Source organism: Mycobacterium sp. E3251, assembly GCF_001666835.1.
Lineage (GTDB): Bacteria > Actinomycetota > Actinomycetes > Mycobacteriales > Mycobacteriaceae > Mycobacterium.
In genome coordinates, this window is the sequence record NZ_LZJF01000091.1 from 1 (window position 1) to 19023 (window position 19023).

Consider the following 19023-nt stretch of genomic DNA (forward strand, 5'->3'; position numbering starts at 1 on the left):
CCGACGGCAACCGCCAGCTCGACGCCCCGACCGGCCCGCCGCCGAAACTGCGGGTCAGCGCCGACAGCGCCGCCCGACCCGCGCAAGGAGCTCGCCGACCGCATCGCCGATGAGAAGAAGTGGCGCCAGAGCACCCGTCAGGGCGTCCAGTTCCTCGCGCTGCAGTTCCAGGCCACCCGTTGCGACAAAGAGGACATCCTGGCCGGCAACGACGACCCGAACCTGCCGCTGGTGACGTGCTCGACCGACCACAAGGTGGCCTACCTGCTGGCGCCGTCGATCATCAGCGGCGACCAGATCCAGGACGCCACCTCCGGCATGAACCAGCGCGGCATCGGTTACGTCGTGGACGTGCAATTCAAGCCGGCGGCGGCCAACACCTGGGCGGACTTCACCGCCGCCCACATCGGCACCCAGACGGCGTTCACGCTGGACTCCCAGGTGGTCAGCGCCCCGATGATTCAGGAAGCCATCCCGGGCGGCCGGACCCAGATCACCGGCGGCGACCCGCCGTTCACCGCCGCCACCGCCAAGCAGCTGGCGAACGTCCTGAAATACGGTTCGCTGCCGCTGTCCTTCGAGGCTTCGGAGGCTCAAACCGTCTCGGCGACACTGGGATTGACCTCGCTGCGAGCGGGGCTGATCGCGGGTGCGATCGGCTTGGTGCTGGTGTTGCTGTACTCGTTGTTGTATTACCGGGTGCTGGGCCTGCTTACGGCGCTCTCGCTGATCGCTTCCGGCGCAATGATTTTCGCGATCCTGGTGATCCTGGGCCGGCAGATCAACTACACCCTGGACCTGGCCGGGATCGCGGGTCTGATCATCGGTATCGGTACCACCGCGGACTCGTTCGTGGTGTTCTTCGAACGCATCAAAGACGAGATCCGCGAGGGCCGATCGTTCCGGTCGGCGGTGCCCCGTGGCTGGGTGCGGGCCCGCAAGACGATCGTGTCGGGCAACGCCGTCACCTTCCTGGCCGCCGCGGTGCTCTACGCCCTGGCGATCGGCCAGGTGCGGGGCTTCGCCTTCACGCTGGGCCTCACCACGATCCTCGACGTCGTGGTGGTGTTCCTGGTGACCTGGCCGCTGGTCTACCTGGCGTCCAAGTCGCCGACGCTGGCGAAACCCGCATACAACGGCCTGGGCGCGATACAGCAGGTCGCCCGCGAGCGCCGGGCTTCGTCGAACGTCAAGACGGGACGGGGATAGCGTGATGGCCTCCAAAGGCAAGACCCAGACAGACGCGGCCGAAGCGACCGAGATCACCGAAGCCGGCGAAGGCGCGGTGGAGGCAACCTCCGACGGCGGCGCCGCGCTGCCGCGCCACGGCTTCCTGTCCCGCCTCTACACCGGCACCGGCGCCTTCGAGGTCATCGGGCGTCGCCGGCTGTGGTTCGGCATCAGCGGCGCGATCGTCGGCGTCGCCGTACTGAGCATCCTGCTGCGGGGCTTCACCTTCGGGATCGACTTCAACGGCGGCACGACGGTGTCGATGCCCGCCGCGGGCGCGACGGGCCAGGTGCAGACGTCGCAGGTGTCCGACGTCTTCCGCAAGGCCATCGGCCGCGACCCGGAGTCGGTGGTGGTCGTCGGCAACGGCGGTTCGGCGACCGTGCAGATCCGCTCCGAAACGCTGTCCAACGCCCAGACATCCGCGCTGCGCAACGCCCTGTTCGACGCCTTCCAGCCCAAGGGCGCCGACGGCAAGCCGAGTAAGCAGGCCATCAGCGACGCGGCGGTATCGGAGACCTGGGGCGATCAGATCACCAATAAGGCACTGATCGCGCTCGTAGTGTTCCTGGCGCTGGTCAGCCTCTACATCACGGTGCGGTACGAGCGGTACATGGCCATCTCCGCGCTGACGACCATGGTCTTCGACCTGACGGTCACGGCGGGGGTGTACTCGCTGGTCGGTTTCGAGGTCACCCCGGCCACCGTCATCGGTCTGCTGACGATTCTCGGCTTCTCCCTGTACGACACCGTCATCGTGTTCGACAAGGTCGAGGAGAACACCCACGGGTTCCAGCACACTACCCGGCGCACCTTCGCCGAACAGGCCAACCTCGCGATCAACCAGACGTTCATGCGCTCGATCAACACCAGCCTCATCGGGGTGTTGCCGGTCCTGGCGCTGATGGTGGTGGCGGTATGGCTGCTGGGCGTCGGAACGCTGAAGGACCTGGCGCTCGTGCAGCTGGTCGGCATCCTGGTCGGCACCTACTCGTCGATCTTCTTCGCGACGCCGCTGCTGGTCACGCTGCGCGAACGCACCGAACTGGTGCGCACGCACACCCGCCGCGTCACGCGGCGTCGGAAGGCCGGCACCGAGCCCGAGGAGGCGAAGTCCACCGCGGACGAGTCGGCTTCGCCGGAGGCCACCGAAGCCGCCTCGGCTGACAAGCCCGCACCGAGCAAGCCGGCGCCGGGTGCGCGCCCGGTGCGACCCACGGGGACCCGGCGTCCGAGCGGCAAGCGAAACGCCGGCCGGCGGTAGTCGCCGTGGCCGCCAGGTATCGCCTCACCGGGGGCGCTATCGGTCTGGCCGCACTGCTCGTGGCGGCGTTCACGCTGGCGGCGTGCTCCGGCAGCGCCGCCTCCCAGATCGACTACGTGGTCGACGGCCCGCTGGTCACCTACAACACCAACACCGTCGTCGGCGCCGCGTCGGCCGGGGCGCAGGCGTTCGCGCGCACGCTGGCCGGCTTCAGCTACCACGGCCCCGACGGGCAGACCGTCGCCGACCGTGACTTCGGCACGGTGTCGGTGGTGGGCGGTTCGCCGCTGGTGTTGGACTACCAGATCGCCGACAACGCAGTCTATTCCGACGGTAAGCCGGTGACCTGCGACGACCTGGTGCTGGCCTGGGCGGCCCAGTCCGGCCGGTATCCCGAGTTCAACGCCGCCTCCCAGGCCGGTTACCTCGACATCGCCAACGTCGAGTGCCTGCCCGGGCAGAAGAAGGCCCGGGTGTCGTTCATCCCGGACCGCGGCATCGTCGACTACAACCAGCTGTTCACCGCCACGTCGATGATGCCGTCGCACGTCATCGCCGACGAGCTGCACGTCGACGTGACCGCGGCCCTGCTGAGCAACAACGCCCAACTCGTGCAGCAGATCGCCAAGCTGTGGAACACGATGTGGGACCTCAAGCCCGGCCTCGACCTCAAGCACTTCCCGTCGTCCGGCCCGTACAAGATCGAGCGCATCCTGGACGGCGGCGCGGTGGTGCTCGTCGCCAACGACCGGTGGTGGGGTCCCAAGGCGCTCACCAAGCGGATCACCGTCTGGCCCCAGGGGCCCGACATCCAGGACCGGGTCAACAACCGCAGCGTCGACGTGGTCGACGTGGCGGCGGGCTCCTCGGGAACGCTGACGACCCCGGACAACTACGACCGCGCCGATGCGCCGTCGGACGGCATCGAGCAGCTGATCTTCGCGCCGCAGGGCCCCCTGTCGCAGCCCAAGGCCCGCCGCGCGCTCGCCCTGTGCACACCGCGCGACACGCTCGCGCGCGATGCCGGGGTGCCGATCGCCAACTCGCGGCTCAACCCGGCCGCCGACGACCCGGTCACCGCCGCCGACGGTGCCGCCGAAGCCGGCCAGTTCGGCAAGGCGGACCCCGCGGCCGCCCGCGACGCGCTCGGGGGTGCCCCGATGACGGTGCGGATCGGCTATCAGGGGCCCAACGCGCGCCTGGCGGTCAACGTCGGGGTGATCGGCAAATCCTGTGCCGCGGCCGGCATCACCGTCGCCAACATCGCCCTGGACACCTCGGGGCCGCAAGCGCTCAAGGACGGGAAGATCGATGCCCTGCTGGCCAGCACCGGCGGCGCCGCCGGCAGCGGGTCCACCGGGTCGTCGGCGATGGACGCCTACGACCTGCACAGCGGCAACGGCAACAACCTGTCGGGCTACTCGAATCCGCAGATCGACAGCGCGATCGGGGCGCTGGCGGTGTCTTCCGACCCCGCCGAGCGCGTGCGGCTGCTGGGGGAGGCGGCGCCGGTACTGTGGGGCGACATGCCCACTTTGCCCCTCTACCGGCAGCAACGGACGCTGCTGATGTCGAAGAAGATGTATGCGGTGAGCAAGAACCCGACTCGCTGGGGCGCGGGCTGGAACATGGACCGATGGGCGCTGGTCCAGTGACCAGTGTCGGCGGGAACGCCTCGGTGGCCAACGTCATCACCTCGCTGCTGCGCGAGGTGTCCGACTTTCCCAAGCCGGGGGTGCAATTCCGTGACCTCACCCCGCTGTTCGCCGATCCGGCCGGGTTGGCGGCGATCACCGACGCGCTGGCCGAGATCGCGTCGGGCGCCGACCTGGTGGCCGGGATCGACGCCCGTGGGTTCCTGGCCGCGGCGGCCGTCGCCGACCGCCTGCGCACGGGCGTGCTGGCCATCCGCAAGGGCGGCAAGCTGCCGCCGCCGGTGTACGCCGAACATTACGACCTGGAGTACGGCAGCGCGACGCTCGAAATCCCCGCGGACGGCATCGACCTGCGCGGCCGCCACGTCGTCATCATCGACGACGTGCTGGCCACCGGCGGCAGCCTCGCCGCGGCGGCCCGGTTGCTGGAACGCACCGGGGCCACCGTCATGGCGGCGGCGGTGATCGTCGAACTGACCGCGCTGGGCGGTCGTCAGGCGGTCGCGGGGTTGCCGCTGCACAGCCTGAGTCGGCTCTAGGCCGGCGACGATGCGCCGCTATGCGGCGTGAGGAGGCGGGCGATCAAACCGAGCCTGGGCGCACCGCGCGATATCCTCGAAGTCGGAGGTGACCAACGTGGCGGACGACAAGAGCGCGGCGCAGGCGCTTGACGCGCCCACTGACGTCGGCGACGCGCTGCTGGTCGGGGAGCCGGTAACGGCGCAGGCCGAGCCGCCGGATCCGCCGACCGAGACGCTGAAAACCCCCAGCAGCGCGTCGCGCCGGGTGCGGGCCCGGCTGGCCCGGCGGATGACCGCCCAGCGCACCACGCTCAACCCGGTGCTCGAACCGCTCGTGGCGGTGCACCGCGAGATCTATCCGAAGGCCAACCTGTCGTTGCTGCAGCGCGCCTTCGAGGTCGCCGACCAGCGGCACGCCACGCAGTTTCGCCATTCCGGTGATCCGTACATCACCCACCCCCTGGCCGTCGCCAACATCCTCGCCGAATTGGGCATGGACACCACTACTTTGGTGGCCGCCCTGCTGCACGACACCATCGAGGACACCGGCTACACGCTGGAGGCTTTGAGCGAGGAGTTCGGCGAGGAGGTGGGCCACCTCGTCGACGGCGTGACCAAGCTGGATCGGGTGGTGCTGGGCACCGCCGCCGAGGGCGAGACCATCCGCAAGATGATTACCGCGATGGCCCGCGACCCCCGGGTGCTGGTGATCAAGGTCGCCGACCGGCTGCACAACATGCGCACCATGCGCTTCCTGCCGCCGGAGAAGCAGGCGCGCAAGGCCCGCGAGACGCTGGAAGTCATTGCGCCCCTTGCTCATCGGCTTGGTATGGCCAGCGTCAAGTGGGAACTCGAAGACCTGTCCTTTGCGATCCTGCATCCGAAGAAGTACGACGAGATCGTCCGCCTGGTCGCCGGCCGCGCGCCGTCCCGGGACACCTACCTGGCCAAGGTCCGCGCCGAGATCACCAATACCCTGGGCGCGTCGAAGATCAAGGCGACGGTGGAGGGTCGGCCCAAGCACTACTGGTCGATCTATCAGAAGATGATCGTCAAGGGACGCGACTTCGACGACATCCACGACCTGGTCGGCATCCGGATCCTCTGCGACGAGATCCGGGACTGCTATGCCGCTGTCGGCGTGGTGCATTCGTTGTGGCAGCCGATGGCGGGGCGGTTCAAGGACTACATCGCCCAGCCCAGATACGGCGTATACCAGTCGTTGCACACCACCGTCGTCGGACCGGAGGGCAAGCCGCTGGAGGTGCAGATCCGCACCCGGGACATGCACCGCACCGCCGAGTACGGCATCGCCGCGCACTGGCGCTACAAGGAAGCCAAGGGCCGCAACGGGGTTCCGCATCCGCACGCCGCCGCCGAGATCGACGACATGGCCTGGATGCGCCAACTGCTCGACTGGCAGCGGGAGGCCGCCGACCCGGGCGAGTTCCTGGAGTCGTTGCGCTACGACCTTGCGGTGCAAGAGATCTTCGTGTTCACCCCCAAGGGCGATGTGATCACCCTGCCGAACGGGTCGACGCCGATCGATTTCGCCTACGCCGTGCACACCGAGGTCGGCCACCGCTGCATCGGCGCCAGGGTCAACGGGCGGCTGGTGGCGCTGGAACGAAAGCTGGAAAACGGCGAAGTCGTCGAGGTTTTCACCTCGAAAGCGCCCAACGCCGGGCCGTCGCGGGACTGGCAGCAGTTCGTGGTGTCGCCGCGCGCCAAGGCGAAGATCCGGCAGTGGTTCGCCAAGGAGCGGCGTGAGGAGGCACTGGAGGCCGGCAAGGAGGCCATGGCCCGCGAGGTGCGCCGCGGCGGACTTCCGTTGCAGCGCTTGGTCAACGCCGAATCCATGGCCGCGGTGGCCCGCGAGCTGCACTACGCGGACGTGTCCGCGCTCTACACCGCGATCGGCGAGGGCCACGTGTCGGCGCGCCATGTCGTGCAGCGGCTGCTGGCCGAGCTGGGCGGGATCGACCAGGCCGAGGAGGATCTCGCCGAACGGTCCACGCCGACGACCATGCTGCGCCGCCCGCGCAGCAGCGACGACGTCGGCGTCTCGGTTCCCGGCGCCCCAGGCGTGCTGTCCAAGCTGGCCAAGTGCTGCACGCCGGTGCCCGGCGACCAGATCATGGGCTTCGTCACCCGCGGCGGGGGAGTGAGCGTGCACCGCACCGACTGCACCAACGCCGCGTCGCTGCAGCAGCAGGCCGAGCGCATCATCGAGGTGCACTGGGCCCCGTCGCCGTCGTCGGTGTTCCTGGTGGCCATCCAGGTCGAGGCGCTCGACCGGCACCGGCTGCTCTCCGACGTCACGCGGGTGCTGGCCGACGAGAAGGTCAACATCCTGTCGGCTTCGGTCACCACCTCCAACGACCGGGTGGCGGTCAGCCGGTTCACCTTCGAGATGGGCGACCCGAAGCATCTCGGGCATCTGCTCAACGTGGTGCGCAACGTCGAAGGCGTTTTCGACGTCTACCGCGTGACGTCCGCCGCCTAAGGCTCAGCCGACGCGCACCGAGTTGATCGTGACCGGGTTGGTCGGAGCCCCGCTCTGCCGGTTGCCTGCGATACCCGCCTGGGCGATCTTGTCGAGGACCGCCAGGCCCGCCTGGCTGATGGTGCCGAACACCGTGCTCTGCGGCTCCAATTCCGAATCCCGGAACACCAGTACGAATTGGCTGCCGTTGGTGTTGGGCCCCTCGGTCGCCATGATCACGGTGCCGCGCGGGTACACCACCGTCGCCCGCAGCGCGGGGTCACCGGCCGGGTATTGGTTGGTGGGGTATTCGTCGGCGAATTGATAGCCGGGGCCACCGGCGCCGTCCGCGTCGGGGCCGCCGCACAGCAGCGACCCTCCGTCGGTCGAGTTGATCAGCCGGGCGCACTGGGTGTTGTCGAAGAATTGCTGCTTGGCGAGGCTGACGAAGCTGTTGACCGTGCAAGGGGATTCGTTGTTGGCGAGCTCGATGCCGATGTCGCCCAGGTTGGTCGAGACGGTGGCCGGGATCTGCGCGGGTTCGGTGGAGACCCGGCCGGTCGGGGGCGGGCTGACGGGCTTGACGACGGCGTCCGGCGCGCTCGGGTATTGGCAGTTGGCGCCCAGATCGGCCGGCGGGGCGAACGCCGGCAGCGGCGGCACGGTCCCCGTTGCCTGCGCGGTCGGTCCGGAACTCGATCCCGGCCGGTTGGGAACGCGGGCGCGGGTCGGGGTGCTCGATGCCGCGCTGCCGGCCGAGTCGTCGTTCTGGCTCACCAACGCGATGACCAACGCCACCACCGCGGCCAGCGCCAGGGCCGACGCGCCGACGATGCCCAGCAGCAGCCGCCGGGAATGCGTCGGCGGGCGATACGGCGGGCCGGCGCCGGGGTTGGCGCCCGTCGGGGGGAAGTCCTGCGTCGGTTCCTGCGGGGCCGGTGGCCCCGGTGGCGATGCCGGTGGCGCCGGCGGGGGGCTCCACGCCGCCGTCCCGGCCGGGGCGGCCAGCGCCGCCCGGGCGGCTTCGGCGAGTTCCATCGCCGACTGGTAGCGGTATTCGGCGTCTTTGGCCATCCCGCGGGCGACCACCGCATCGAGGGCCTGGGGCACACCGGCGGCGGTCATCGACGGCCGCGGCGGCGGCGTGTTCAAATGCGCGTTGAGCTGTTCCTCGAGGCTCTCGCCGGCATAAGGCCGCCTGCCGGTCAGGCACTCGTGCAGCACGCAGGCCAACGAATACACGTCGGCGCGGTGATCCGTTGTGCCCCTGAACCGTTCGGGCGCCATGTAGGCGACGGTGCCCATCGTGTGCCCGGTCTGCGTGAGCGACGTGTCGGCCAGGGTGCGCGCGATGCCGAAATCGATCAGGTAGACGAAGTCGCGCGCCTGGGTGAGAAGAATGTTCTTCGGCTTGATGTCGCGATGGATCAGCCCCACCTGGTGGGCGCTATCCAGCGCGGCGGCAACCTGTTCGATCACCGCCACCGCGCGCTCGGGGGACAGGCGCCCCCCGTTCTCTTCGATGTACTGCACCAAGTCGCGGCCTTCGATCAGGCGCATGTCGACGTAGAGCCGACCGTCGATCTCGCCGTAACCGTGGATGGGCACCACGTGCGGGTCGTTGAGGCTCGCCGCGATGCGTGCCTCCCGGCGGAATCGCTGTTGAAACTCCTGATCCTCGGCCAAGTTCGGGGGCAGCACCTTCAACGCGACGACCCGATCGGTGGCGGAGTCGTAGGCACGGTAGACCTGGCCCATGCCGCCGCGCCCCAAAACGTCCAGCAGTTGGTATTGCCCGAAAGACTCTGTCCCCACGCAACGACCTTAAGCGGTGGACCACCCGTTGGTCGCCCGATTCGAATCAGCGGCGTTGCGCTGCTTGGCTTTAGTCGAGCAACAGCGAGGTGATGGTGACGTCGGAGGCCGGTGCGCCGTCCTCACCGCCGCCGGCGACGCCGGCTTTGGCGATCTTGTCCAGCGTGGCCAGCCCGTCCGGCTGAATGGTGCCGAAGACGGTGTATTGCGGCGGCAACTGGGAGTCCTTGTACACCATGAAGAACTGGCTGCCATTGGTCCCGGGACCGGCGTTGGCCATCGCCAGGGTGCCCCGCGGGTAGAGGACCGGCTGTTGCGCCTTCGGGTCGTTCGGCGGGTATTGGTCCGTCGGGTACTCGTTGGCGAATTGGTAGCCCGGGCCGCCCGTGCCGTCGCCCTTGGGGTCGCCGCATTGCAGCACGCCCAGGTCAGCCGACGTGGTCAGCCGGTGGCACTTGGTGTTGTCGAAATACTTCTGGCCGATCAGGCTCGCGAAACTGTTTACCGTGCAAGGTGATTCGTTGTTGGCGAGCATCAATCCGATGCGACCCTGGTTGGTCACCATGCTGGCGCTCACCTGGGCGGGGTCGGTCGGCACCTTGCCGGTGCGCGGCGGCTTGACCTCTTTGGCGGCCGGTTGCGGTGACGCCGGGTACTGGCAGTTGGCACCCAGGTCGGCCGACGGCTTGAACGCCGGCAGCGGCGGAACGGGCGGCGTCGGCCCAGGGGGCGTCGTGGACTCCGGCGAGCTGCTGGGGGCGGCGGATGTCGTGCTCGTCGCGGTGTTGCTCTTGTGCTCGTGTTTGGTGTTGATGACCGTGAGCACCACCGCGACGACCACCGCCACGGCCACGGCCGAGCCGGCGGCGATCAACACGATCCGGCGCATCTTGGCTTGCTTCGCGCGGCGCTCCAGCTGCCGTTCGAGCTTGCGCTTGGCGTTGGCACGTCGCTGTTCATTGGTCGGCACGGCCGTCTGCCTCCATGGTCGGTAAGTCGGGTGCCCGCGAAAGGCGTCAGTGGCCAGCTCAGGCTAATGTGGGCGCCGCGACCGGTGTCAAGTGGGGCCCGTGGGAAACTGGGAACCGTGTTGATCACCGGATTTCCCGCAGGCATGTTGCAGTGCAACTGCTATGTGCTGGCTGAGCGGCCGGGGACGGACGCCGTCATCGTGGATCCGGGCCAGCGGGCGATGGGCCCGCTGCGGCGCATCCTCGACGAGAACCGGCTGACCCCGGCGGCGGTGTTGCTCACCCACGGACACATCGACCACATGTGGTCGGCGCAGAAGGTGTCCGACACCTTCGGCTGCCCGACCTACATCCACCCCGAGGACCGGTTCATGCTCAAAGACCCGATCTACGGCCTGGGTCCGCGGGTGGCGCAGCTGATGGCGGGTGCCTTTTTCCGCGAGCCCAAGCAGGTCGTCGAGCTGGACCGCGACGGCGACAAGCTCGACCTGGGCAGCGTGACCGTGAACGTCGACCACACGCCCGGGCACACGCGTGGGTCGGTGGTCTTCCGGGTAGCGGGAGACAACGATGTGGTGTTCACCGGCGACACCCTGTTCGAACGCTCGGTCGGCCGCACGGACCTGCACGGCGGCAGCGGCCGCGACCTGCTGACCTCGATCGTGGAAAAACTCCTGGTGCTCGACGACGAGACCGTGGTGCTGCCGGGTCACGGCAACGCCACCACCATCGGCGCGGAGCGGCGATTCAATCCGTTCATCGAAGGCCTCAGCCCGTGACGGAGTTTCACGCGCCCAAGGGGGTGCCGGACTACGTCCCGCCGGACTCCGCGCAGTTCGTGGCCGTCCGTGACGGCTTGTTGGCCGCCGCCCGCCGGGCCGGCTACGGCCACATCGAGCTGCCCATCTTCGAAGACACCGCCCTGTTCGCCCGGGGCGTCGGCGAATCCACCGATGTGGTGTCCAAGGAGATGTACACGTTCGCAGACCGCGGCGACCGCTCGGTCACCCTGCGGCCCGAGGGCACCGCCGGGGTGGTGCGCGCGGTGATCGAGCACGGCCTGGACCGCGGGGCGTTGCCGGTCAAACTGTGTTATGCGGGGCCGTTTTTCCGCTACGAGCGGCCGCAGGCCGGCCGCTATCGGCAGCTGCAGCAGGTGGGTGTGGAGGCGATCGGCGTCGACGATCCGGCGCTGGACGCCGAGGTGATCGCCATCGCCGACGCCGGCTTCCGTTCGCTGGGACTGGACGGGTTCCGCCTGGAGATCACCTCGCTGGGCGACGAGACTTGCCGCCCGCAGTATCGGGAACTGTTGCAGGACTTCCTCTTTGGGCTCGACCTCGACGACGAGACGCGCAGGCGCGCCGAGATCAACCCGCTGCGGGTGCTCGACGACAAGCGACCGGCCGTGCGGGCCATGACGGCCGACGCGCCGGTGTTGATCGACCACCTGTCCGACGTCGCCAAGCAGCACTTCGACACCGTGCTGGCGCACCTGGACGCGCTCGGCGTGCCCTACGTCATCAACCCGCGCATGGTGCGCGGACTGGACTACTACACCAAGACCACCTTCGAGTTCGTGCACGACGGTCTGGGCGCGCAATCCGGGATCGGCGGCGGCGGCCGCTACGACGGCCTGATGCACGAGCTCGGCGGGCAAGACCTGTCCGGCATCGGGTTCGGGCTGGGCGTCGACCGCACCCTGCTGGCGCTGCGCGCCGAGGGCAAGAGCGTGGGGGAGACGACCCGCTGCGAAGTGTTCGGCGTGCCGCTGAGCGAGCAGGCCAAGCTCCAGCTGGCGGTGCTGGCCGCGCGGCTGCGCGCCGCCGGCGTGCGCGTCGACATGGCCTACGGCGACCGCGGCCTCAAAGGGGCGATGCGCGCGGCTGACCGTTCCGGTGCCCGCATCGCGCTGGTGCTCGGTGACCGTGACATCGAGTCGGGGACGGTCGGGGTGAAGGACCTCACGACCGGGGATCAGCTGCCCGTTGCGGCGGATTCTGTTGTCGCCGAGGTTCTTTCAAAACTAGGACGGTAGCCCGGTCCGCGGGCATCGTCGTGGTGTTATTTCTTGCTCGGAATGATGATGACGACGATCAACGTGAGGATCGAGAAGAATAGGCCGAGAATTCCCCACCCCAGCGGATTGCGGCCCTTCGTCATTGCGATGATTGCGCAGATAAATGCGGCGATAACGCTGCCGATGGCGACAAAGATTCCCTTGATGCCGCGGAGGATGAAGCCGGCCGCGACGGGGTCCGAACTCGCCAGAATCATCGAGTGCAACATGTCGGGTCCTTTCGTGAGGGGCCCAAACGTCATACCCACCCGAATGCGCGATAAAACCGCAGTCGGGTCTAGGCGCTCACCGAAAACGCGTTATCCGCGCGGATAACCGCGCCGGACCGTACGATCCAGAATTCCCAGTGTCGCCCGCAGCGCACCCTCGGACAGGATCGGGAAAATACCGGCTTCGCGCCACTTGGGGTCGATGTTTGACCAGTCGTAGAACGAGGTGACCACGGTCGCCGCACCGTTTTCGCTGGGCTGGAGTCGATAGCCGTAGACATGGCCGATCGGAGGCTGAATTTTGCCCAGAACGGTCCACGCGATCAGGCGGTCCTGTTCGAATTCCGTGATGTCGACGGTGACGTCGTACTTGCCGAATTGCGGAAAGTCGTTCAATGACTCGCGATCCATGTGCACGACGAAGCGGTCACCGACGCCGCGCACCGGATCGCCTTCGGCGCTTTGCAGCATTCCGGACGAGTCGATCGCGACGTGGCCCTGCGGGTCACAGAGCACCGCGAAGATTTCCGGCGCCGACGCCGCGATGGTGCGCTGAACCTCGATGCGTTCGGTCATGGGTGCCTCGCGGCCGGAGTAGGTACGACGGGGTCGTCGCTCACTCTACGACCGTTGTGACATTTTCGGTGCCCTCTAGCCCGCCGCGGCACCGCGCTCAGCGCGCGGGCGGGGTCGGGTTCATCAGCCGCCCGTGCGCGATCACCGATCCGTGTTGCTTGAGCCGCTGGGTGCGGATGCTGACCTCGTAGGTGAGGACCTCTTCGATTGCCCCGAGGCGGTTGGAAAGGTACTCGTACAGATCACTGACGTCACGGCAGATGACCACCGCCATCAAATTCTTCCTACCGCTGACGGCGGCGGCGAACGCGACTTGGTCGTGCGCTGCAATCTGTTCCCCGACACGGTGTGTGTGCCGGGGCGCGACCGTCAGCCAGAGCATGGCGCTGAGGTGGTAACCGAGGCGCTCGGGAAGCACGTCGACGTCGTAAAGCAACGCCCCGGCCGCTTCGAGCGCCGCCAAGCGCCTGCGCACTCGCGCCACCGACCAGCCCGTGCGCTCGGCCAGCCGTACCTGGGGGGCGCGGCCGTCATCGGCCAGCGCATCGAGCATGGGACGGTCTTCGAGGGTCGGCCGGCACGTCTGCCCGGTTGTCGGGCGGTCGACGACAGCGAGGATTTGCTCGGCCTGTTCGCCAGTGAGCTTGTGGCCGTAGCCCGTCCACGGCGCGCTCGGGGCTCGCCCGAACGTGTGCAGCACCGCGTCGATGCCGATGTCGATGACCGAACCCGCTCGCGGAAGCCGCTTCAACAACACGTCGTCGCGGCTGTCGCCGAGCGGTGCCCGGATGGTGCACACCAGGTCGGTCCAACCCGAAAGGACGTTGGCGTGGGAGACATCCGGGTTTCGAACCAGCGCGTCGGCCAGCTGCGGTATGCGGTCGGGCTTGGCGTGTATCCGGCAGACCCAGTGCGCCCAATCGGCGTCACCGTCACCCCACGGGTTCTCCAGACCCACGACCCGGACGACTCCGTTCCGGCGCAGCCTGTGGTAGCGGCGGGCAACCGTCTGTTCGGTCGTTCCGAGGACCTCGGCCATGTGGCGGAACGAGACCCTGGGCGATATCTGTAGGGCATGTAGGATCTGTCCGTCCAGCGCGTCGATCATGAGCAATAATAGGCGGATCTCGGCATCCAGTAGGGATTTATCAACACTTTGAGCCGTACGCTGGTTGTTTCGTCACCGACGCTGCGAGCCTTGCACCATGAAGCTGACACGCAACATCGTCCTGGTTACCGGCGGAGGCAGTGGAATCGGCCGAGCGTTGGCCGAATCCCTGTACCGCCTGGGCAACCGGGTGATCATCGCCGGGCGGCGCCGCGAGGTCCTGCAAGCCGCCGCGGCCGCCAACCCCGGCATGGACTGCGTGCATCTGGATCAGAGCGACCCGGTCAGCATCGCTGGGCTGGTTGCCGAAGTGACGGGTCGCCACCCCGGGCTGAACGTCGTAATCAACAACGCGGGGATCATGCATACCGAGGACCTGCTGGCCGGTGACGCCGCCGCGGCGGAGGAAACCGTGGCGGTCAACCTGCTCGGGCCCATCCGGCTCACCGCCGCACTGCTACCCACTCTGCTCGCGCAGCGAGATGCCGCAATCGTCAACGTCACCTCCGCCCTGGCCTTCGTACCTAAGGCGGTCACGCCGACGTATTGCGCGACCAAGGCGGCACTGCACTCCTACACCGAGTCGCTACGCCACCAGCTGCGCGACACGGCGATTGAGGTAGTCGAGGTCATCCCGCCACGGGTAGAGACTGACATTCAGCGCGGTCTCGGCAATGCATCTCATGTCGTCGCGTTGGATGCCTTTGTCGCCGAGGCCATTTCGTTGCTGCGATCCAACCCGGGCGCCACCGAGATCGTGGTCGATGCCGCTCGGCGCGTGCGATTCGCCGCGCGCGAAGACTCGTACGACGAGATCTTCACCGCCGTCAATCAGACAACCATGCAGAAATAGCGGAGGATTCCCATGCAGATCGGAATTGGCCTGCCGAGCCACATCGCCCACGTGCGGGGTCCGCTCACCGTGCGTTGGGCCCGCCGGGCGGAACAACGAGGGTTTGCCAGCCTGGCCACCATCGACCGGCTGGTCTACGAAGGCCTCGATTCGATCGTCGCATTGTCCCTCGCCGCAGGCGCGACCAGTGAAATCGGTTTGATCACAAACGTTTTGCTGGCACCCCTCTATCCGGCCGCGCTGCTTGCCAAGCAGCTCGCCACCATCGCGGACGGCACCGGCAACCGGCTGATCCTGGGTTTGGGTGTGGGCAACCGGACAGACGACTACGCGGCGGTTGGCGCCGACTTCGGCCGGCGGGGACGGGTTCTGGACGAGACGGTCGGATTGTTGCGCGAGGCGTGGCGCGCCGCGCCGGTCACCGGCGACAAGGGGTTGTGCCCGCGGCCGGTGCGCATCCCCATCCTGTTCGGGGGACGGTCGGAGGCCACCATGCGCCGGGTCGCGACGATGGGTGACGGCTGGTCGGCCGGCGCCCTGCGCGACTACGACAATCAGGCGTCATTCGCCGATCGGGCACGCGCGGCGTGGCGGGAGGCGGGCCGGTCGGGGCAGCCGCGGCTGCACGCCAGCGTGAACTTCGCGTTCGGCGATGAGGACACTGTCCGGCTCGGCCGGGAGCATCTACAGCGCTACTACGGATTCAAGCCGGACTACGCAGCGCTCAACGTCGCCGACCTGCTGACCACCCCGCAGGACGCGGCGACCACCGTGCGCGCCTACCGCGACCTCGGTTTCAATGGGCTGGTGTTCCATCCCTGCGTCGCAGGGGTCGATCAGGTGGATCGCCTTGCCGACGCCGTCCTCTGAGCGGCCGCTGCACGAGAGGAGTTTGCGCGGGGCTCGGCGAGCTCATGAGCGTTGTTCGAATAGCTCGTGAACCCGGACCGCGGAGGAGGCAGTCGCGAGCTGCCCGAAGAGTTTTCGGCGCGCAGATCGACCGCGGTTTATCTACTAGCTGCGTGCGGCTTGCAGCGCCACTGCGACTTGAGCCAGCCAGATATTGTCGGCCAGCGGTCGTCCGGTGAGTTCGGCGAATCGGCGCAATCGGTAGTTGATGGTGTTGCGGTGACAGTGCAGTTCGTCGGCGGTGGCCGAGACGGACTGGCCGCGCTGTAGCCAGGTGTCGACGGTCGTGAGGAGTGGTTCGCGCCGTTCGGCTGGCAACTCGAGTACCGGTCCCAATGTGGTTGTCACTACGGATGCGGCGGCGTCTGGTGAGCTGGCGAGCAAGACCGCGATGACGTCGCGGTTGTAGCGAGTACTCGGGCGACTGTTCGACGAGGCTGACATAGCGACTTGCGCCTGAGCGCGGGCTTTTGAGCAGTCGGCGACGTCGGTGAAGGGGCTGCTGAGGCCAATCATGATGGGGATGTCGGTGCAGATGGTGGCGGCGATGGTGTCCAGCGCGTCCGCGCGATTCCGTCGAAGCGACACGACCCCCAATTGCGAATGAGACGTGAGACGAAACCACGAGTCCTGAACAGCGGGGTTCGCCGAGATCAGCGTCTCGATGTCGGGAGGCGAATGCGCCACCGAAGGCTCAGCGCTGGTTGCCGAGATGATCGTGAGCTGCCCCGTCCGCGGGAGACCGAGGGCGGCGACCGCGTCCCAGAACGCTGCCCCGACGCTGGATTCGTTGAACAGCACCGTATCGAGCAGGGCGGCGCGAACTTGTTCGTTGCGTCGGGCGTTGCGGATGTCGACTTCGCGGAAAACCGCGTGTGCGCGAAGCGAGTTGGTGTTCATCCAGGCGAAGATGGACGGTGTCGCCGCGATGAGGGCTTCCTTCTCGATTTCGCCGATGTCCGCCAGGCGTGCGAGCTCGTCCCAGATGGTCGCTGCGCCGAGCCGGTAGGCGTGCAACAGACTTGACTGCGTCAGACCTTGGCTGGCGCGGTGATGAATTGCGGAATCGAAGCTGTGGTGGCCGGGGTCAGTGCCTCGGTCGATCCATTCGAGCATTTCGTCGAGGTACTCGGCGATGTTGCCCCTAACGGTCTCGCCGTTGTCGTCGTCGATGGGCAAATAGTCGGGTACTTCAGCGCGCAGCCGGGCGAGGACCTTGGTCACGATTGCGCCCGACTGTTGTCGCACGCGATTGGTGAGCACGGTCAGCGGTCGTTGCTGCAACATGTAGCGAATCGTAAAGCGCCGCTCGCTATTGTGCCTGGGCACAAGGCGCACGATCGCGACTTTGGGCTGCCGTTCATTGTGAAGTCCTCCCGCAACGATCACGCTTCTTGTCATGAACGCCGCCCATGATCAGACCATCGTTTTGGTGCACGGCCTGTGGATGACGCCGTTTGCGTGGGAGGACTGGGTTGCCCGTTACCGCGCCAGGGGATTCACGGTTTTGACGCCGGGCTATCCGGGTGTGGCGCCCGGCCCGACGGGGGTCGCCGCGCTGCGCGAGAACCCCTCTCCGCTGGCCGACCTTGGGGTGCGGGAAGTCTTCGACCATCTCGCCGAGATCATCGGCGAACTGAGCCAACCGCCGATACTGATGGGCCACTCGTTCGGCGGCACCTTCGTGCAGCTGCTGCTCGACGCCGGCTACGGGCGGGCCGGGGTGTCCATCGACGGCGCCGCCGTCAAGGGCATCAACGCGCTGCCGTTCTCGGAGGTTCGGGCTACATTCCCTGTATTGAAAAATCCCGCCAACGTGCACCGCGCGGTGCCCATCACAGCGAAGCAATTCCATTACGCCTTCGCCAACACGCTCACCGAAGCCGACTCTGCGAGCGCCTATGAGCGGTACGCGGTTCCGGTGCCGGCGCGCATCCTGTTCCAGGGCGGCCTGGCCAACGTCACGCCCCACGCGGCCACCACCTACAACTTCGCCAACGACGACCGCGCGCCGCTGCTGTTCATCGCCGGCGGCCACGACCACATCCTGCCGCCCGCGGTGCAGCACGAGAACTACACGAAAAACGCCAAACACTCGGCCGCGATCACCGCCTACAAACTCTTCCCCGAGCGAGACCACTTCACCTGCGGCGCACCGGGATGGGAAGAAGTCGCCGACTTCGCCTTGAGCTGGGCGCTGAACCCCGTGCCCGGGGAACTCGACTAACTCTCCTTCTCACTCGCATGAAAGCGACCATCACTTATGACCACAGTGCGCGACGCCATCCTTGACTTGTTCCGCTCGCACAACCTGACCACCTGGTTCGGCAATCCCGGCTCGTCGGAATTGGCGCTGCTGCAAGACTTTCCCGACGACTTCCGCTACTTCCTGGGCCTGCAGGAGATGATCCCGGTCGGGATGGCCGACGCCTACGCGCAAGTCACCCGCCGTCCGGCCGTGGTCAACCTGCACACCGCCCCTGGAATGGGTAACGCGCAAGGCCAGATCTACAACGCCTACGTCAACAAGACGCCGCTGATCATCACCGCGGGCAACCAGCGCCGGAACATGCAAAACCAGTACTGCCTGCTGACCAATCACGAACCCACCACAACACCAAAGCCATTCGTGAAATGGGCCGCCGAGCCGGCGACCGCCAGCGAGTCCCCCGCCGTGCTGGCCCGGGCCATCCACCTGGCCACCACCCCGCCGATGGGCCCGGTGTTCGTCTCGCTGCCGATGGACGACATGCCGATCGAACTGACCGACGGCCAGCTCGCCGATATCGCACTGGTCCGCGATCGCACCGTGACCCACGCGGCGGGTTTCCCGACCGAGCTGGCCGAACAGGTCGGTGCACAACTCGACGCCGCCTCGTCGCCAGCGATCGTTGTCGGCGGTGACATCGACCGCTACGACGCCTACGACGCGGTGATCGAGCTGGCCGAGCGCACCGAATCACCGGTATTCACCGCACCTTTGACCGGTTGGAGCGGGTTCCCGGAAAATCACCGGCTCTATCACGGCGCGCTGCGTGGGCTTGACCGCCGCCGCCAAGGCCCGGGCCGCGGTGCGAATGTCGGCGACGATCGCGTCACCAACGGGGGCGCGGGCGGCCTCGTCGGGATCGTTGGTGATCTGGATCAAGCGAGCTCCCTCAGGCAGGTACGGCCCGGGCACCAACGGGTAATAGCGGAACACCGGCGTCCCGATCGTGAGGATCAGGTCGTGGCCGGCGAGAAGCCCGGAGATCCAGCCCGCACCCGGAGGCAGCGCGCCGTGATAGAGCCGGTGATTTTCCGGGAACCCGCTCCAACCGGTCAAAGGTGCGGTGAATACCGGTCGG

Annotated in this window: 17 protein-coding genes and 1 pseudogene; 11 read left to right on the top strand and 7 right to left on the bottom strand. The window is 67.6% G+C overall.

Annotation, left to right across the window (positions count from 1 at the left end):
- The 5 genes from secD to A5697_RS12265 form a co-directional block, all read left to right on the top strand.
- Window positions 1-1209: protein translocase subunit SecD (secD, locus tag A5697_RS12245; RefSeq protein WP_231972056.1), on the top strand; the 1209-nt coding region annotated here is incomplete at its 5' end.
- Window positions 1210-1213: 4 nt separating this feature from the next.
- On the top strand, window positions 1214-2494 hold the full coding sequence (gene secF, locus A5697_RS12250; protein WP_068010635.1) for a protein translocase subunit SecF: 1281 nt from the start codon (window positions 1214-1216) through the stop codon (window positions 2492-2494).
- A gap of 5 nt (window positions 2495-2499) precedes the next feature.
- Window positions 2500-4149: an ABC transporter substrate-binding protein gene (locus tag A5697_RS12255; protein WP_068010623.1), complete on the top strand. Its 1650-nt coding sequence runs from the start codon at window positions 2500-2502 to the stop codon at window positions 4147-4149.
- On the top strand, window positions 4131-4688 hold the full coding sequence (locus A5697_RS12260; RefSeq protein WP_067948685.1) for an adenine phosphoribosyltransferase: 558 nt from the start codon (window positions 4131-4133) through the stop codon (window positions 4686-4688). The genes A5697_RS12255 and A5697_RS12260 overlap by 19 nt, the downstream gene beginning before the upstream one ends.
- 97 nt (window positions 4689-4785) lie before the next feature.
- Window positions 4786-7176, top strand: a complete 2391-nt coding sequence (locus A5697_RS12265) for a bifunctional (p)ppGpp synthetase/guanosine-3',5'-bis(diphosphate) 3'-pyrophosphohydrolase (protein WP_067949640.1) — start codon at window positions 4786-4788, stop codon at window positions 7174-7176.
- A 3-nt stretch (window positions 7177-7179) separates the two neighbouring features.
- Here the strand turns inward: A5697_RS12265 and A5697_RS12270 are convergent, their stop codons facing one another.
- Together A5697_RS12270 and A5697_RS12275 are read right to left on the bottom strand one after the other, a co-directional pair.
- Window positions 7180-8970 (bottom strand): protein kinase, encoded by a 1791-nt coding sequence (locus tag A5697_RS12270; protein ID WP_068010625.1) that lies wholly within the window; start codon window positions 8968-8970, stop codon window positions 7180-7182.
- A gap of 70 nt (window positions 8971-9040) precedes the next feature.
- On the bottom strand, window positions 9041-9940 hold the full coding sequence (locus A5697_RS12275) for a peptidylprolyl isomerase (protein ID WP_067949587.1): 900 nt from the start codon (window positions 9938-9940) through the stop codon (window positions 9041-9043).
- Window positions 9941-10057: 117 nt separating this feature from the next.
- On the opposite strand from A5697_RS12275, the gene A5697_RS12280 reads away from it, so the two are divergent.
- Window positions 10058-10720 carry an MBL fold metallo-hydrolase gene (locus A5697_RS12280; RefSeq protein ID WP_067949589.1) on the top strand — a complete coding sequence of 221 codons (663 nt, stop codon included), beginning with the start codon at window positions 10058-10060 and terminating at the stop codon, window positions 10718-10720.
- Window positions 10717-11979: a histidine--tRNA ligase gene (gene hisS, locus A5697_RS12285; protein ID WP_068010627.1), complete on the top strand. Its 1263-nt coding sequence runs from the start codon at window positions 10717-10719 to the stop codon at window positions 11977-11979. The genes A5697_RS12280 and hisS overlap by 4 nt, the downstream gene beginning before the upstream one ends.
- Window positions 11980-12005: 26 nt before the next feature.
- On the opposite strand, the gene A5697_RS12290 is transcribed toward hisS, so the two are convergent.
- The 3 genes from A5697_RS12290 to A5697_RS12300 form a co-directional block, all read right to left on the bottom strand.
- A complete protein-coding gene (locus A5697_RS12290; protein ID WP_067949594.1) occupies window positions 12006-12230 on the bottom strand; it encodes a deoxyribodipyrimidine photolyase in 225 nt (74 codons plus the stop codon).
- Window positions 12231-12320: 90 nt separating this feature from the next.
- Entirely contained in the window at window positions 12321-12806 is a 486-nt protein-coding gene (locus A5697_RS12295) for an SRPBCC family protein (RefSeq protein WP_067949596.1), read from the bottom strand.
- Window positions 12807-12903: 97 nt separating this feature from the next.
- On the bottom strand, window positions 12904-13944 hold the full coding sequence (locus tag A5697_RS12300; protein WP_082953359.1) for an Lrp/AsnC family transcriptional regulator: 1041 nt from the start codon (window positions 13942-13944) through the stop codon (window positions 12904-12906).
- A gap of 67 nt (window positions 13945-14011) precedes the next feature.
- Between A5697_RS12300 and A5697_RS12305 the strand changes: the two genes are divergently transcribed.
- Both A5697_RS12305 and A5697_RS12310 read left to right on the top strand, forming a co-directional pair.
- Window positions 14012-14767: an SDR family oxidoreductase gene (locus A5697_RS12305; RefSeq protein ID WP_068010629.1), complete on the top strand. Its 756-nt coding sequence runs from the start codon at window positions 14012-14014 to the stop codon at window positions 14765-14767.
- A 12-nt stretch (window positions 14768-14779) separates the two neighbouring features.
- Window positions 14780-15637, top strand: a complete 858-nt coding sequence (locus A5697_RS12310) for an LLM class flavin-dependent oxidoreductase (protein ID WP_068010631.1) — start codon at window positions 14780-14782, stop codon at window positions 15635-15637.
- Between the two features lie 144 nt (window positions 15638-15781).
- On the opposite strand, the gene A5697_RS12315 is transcribed toward A5697_RS12310, so the two are convergent.
- Entirely contained in the window at window positions 15782-16963 is a 1182-nt protein-coding gene (locus tag A5697_RS12315; protein ID WP_068010633.1) for a CdaR family transcriptional regulator, read from the bottom strand.
- 112 nt (window positions 16964-17075) lie between these two features.
- Between A5697_RS12315 and A5697_RS12320 the strand changes: the two genes are divergently transcribed.
- A complete protein-coding gene (locus A5697_RS12320) occupies window positions 17076-17903 on the top strand; it encodes an alpha/beta hydrolase (RefSeq protein ID WP_067949606.1) in 828 nt (275 codons plus the stop codon).
- A 36-nt stretch (window positions 17904-17939) separates the two neighbouring features.
- Window positions 17940-18650: pseudogene (locus tag A5697_RS27715) on the top strand (thiamine pyrophosphate-binding protein); the annotation flags it as partial.
- Here the strand turns inward: A5697_RS27715 and A5697_RS28750 are convergent.
- Window positions 18636-19001, bottom strand: a complete 366-nt coding sequence (locus tag A5697_RS28750) for a hypothetical protein (RefSeq protein WP_082953361.1) — start codon at window positions 18999-19001, stop codon at window positions 18636-18638. The pseudogene A5697_RS27715 and the gene A5697_RS28750 overlap by 15 nt on opposite strands.
- Between the last annotated feature and the right edge of the window lie 22 nt (window positions 19002-19023).

Bases quoted from the DNA above. Each gene is read 5' to 3' on its own strand.
- secF (WP_068010635.1), top strand. From the start codon at position 1,214: ATGGCCTCCAAAGGCAAGACCCAGACAGACGCGGCCGAAGCGACCGAG.
- A5697_RS12310 (WP_068010631.1), top strand. From the start codon at position 14,780: ATGCAGATCGGAATTGGCCTGCCGAGCCACATCGCCCACGTGCGGGGT.
- A5697_RS12315 (WP_068010633.1), bottom strand. From the start codon at position 16,963: ATGTTGCAGCAACGACCGCTGACCGTGCTCACCAATCGCGTGCGACAA.
- A5697_RS12295 (WP_067949596.1), bottom strand. From the start codon at position 12,806: ATGACCGAACGCATCGAGGTTCAGCGCACCATCGCGGCGTCGGCGCCG.
- A5697_RS12305 (WP_068010629.1), top strand. From the start codon at position 14,012: ATGAAGCTGACACGCAACATCGTCCTGGTTACCGGCGGAGGCAGTGGA.
- A5697_RS12290 (WP_067949594.1), bottom strand. From the start codon at position 12,230: ATGTTGCACTCGATGATTCTGGCGAGTTCGGACCCCGTCGCGGCCGGC.
- A5697_RS12260 (WP_067948685.1), top strand. From the start codon at position 4,131: ATGGGCGCTGGTCCAGTGACCAGTGTCGGCGGGAACGCCTCGGTGGCC.
- A5697_RS12320 (WP_067949606.1), top strand. From the start codon at position 17,076: ATGAACGCCGCCCATGATCAGACCATCGTTTTGGTGCACGGCCTGTGG.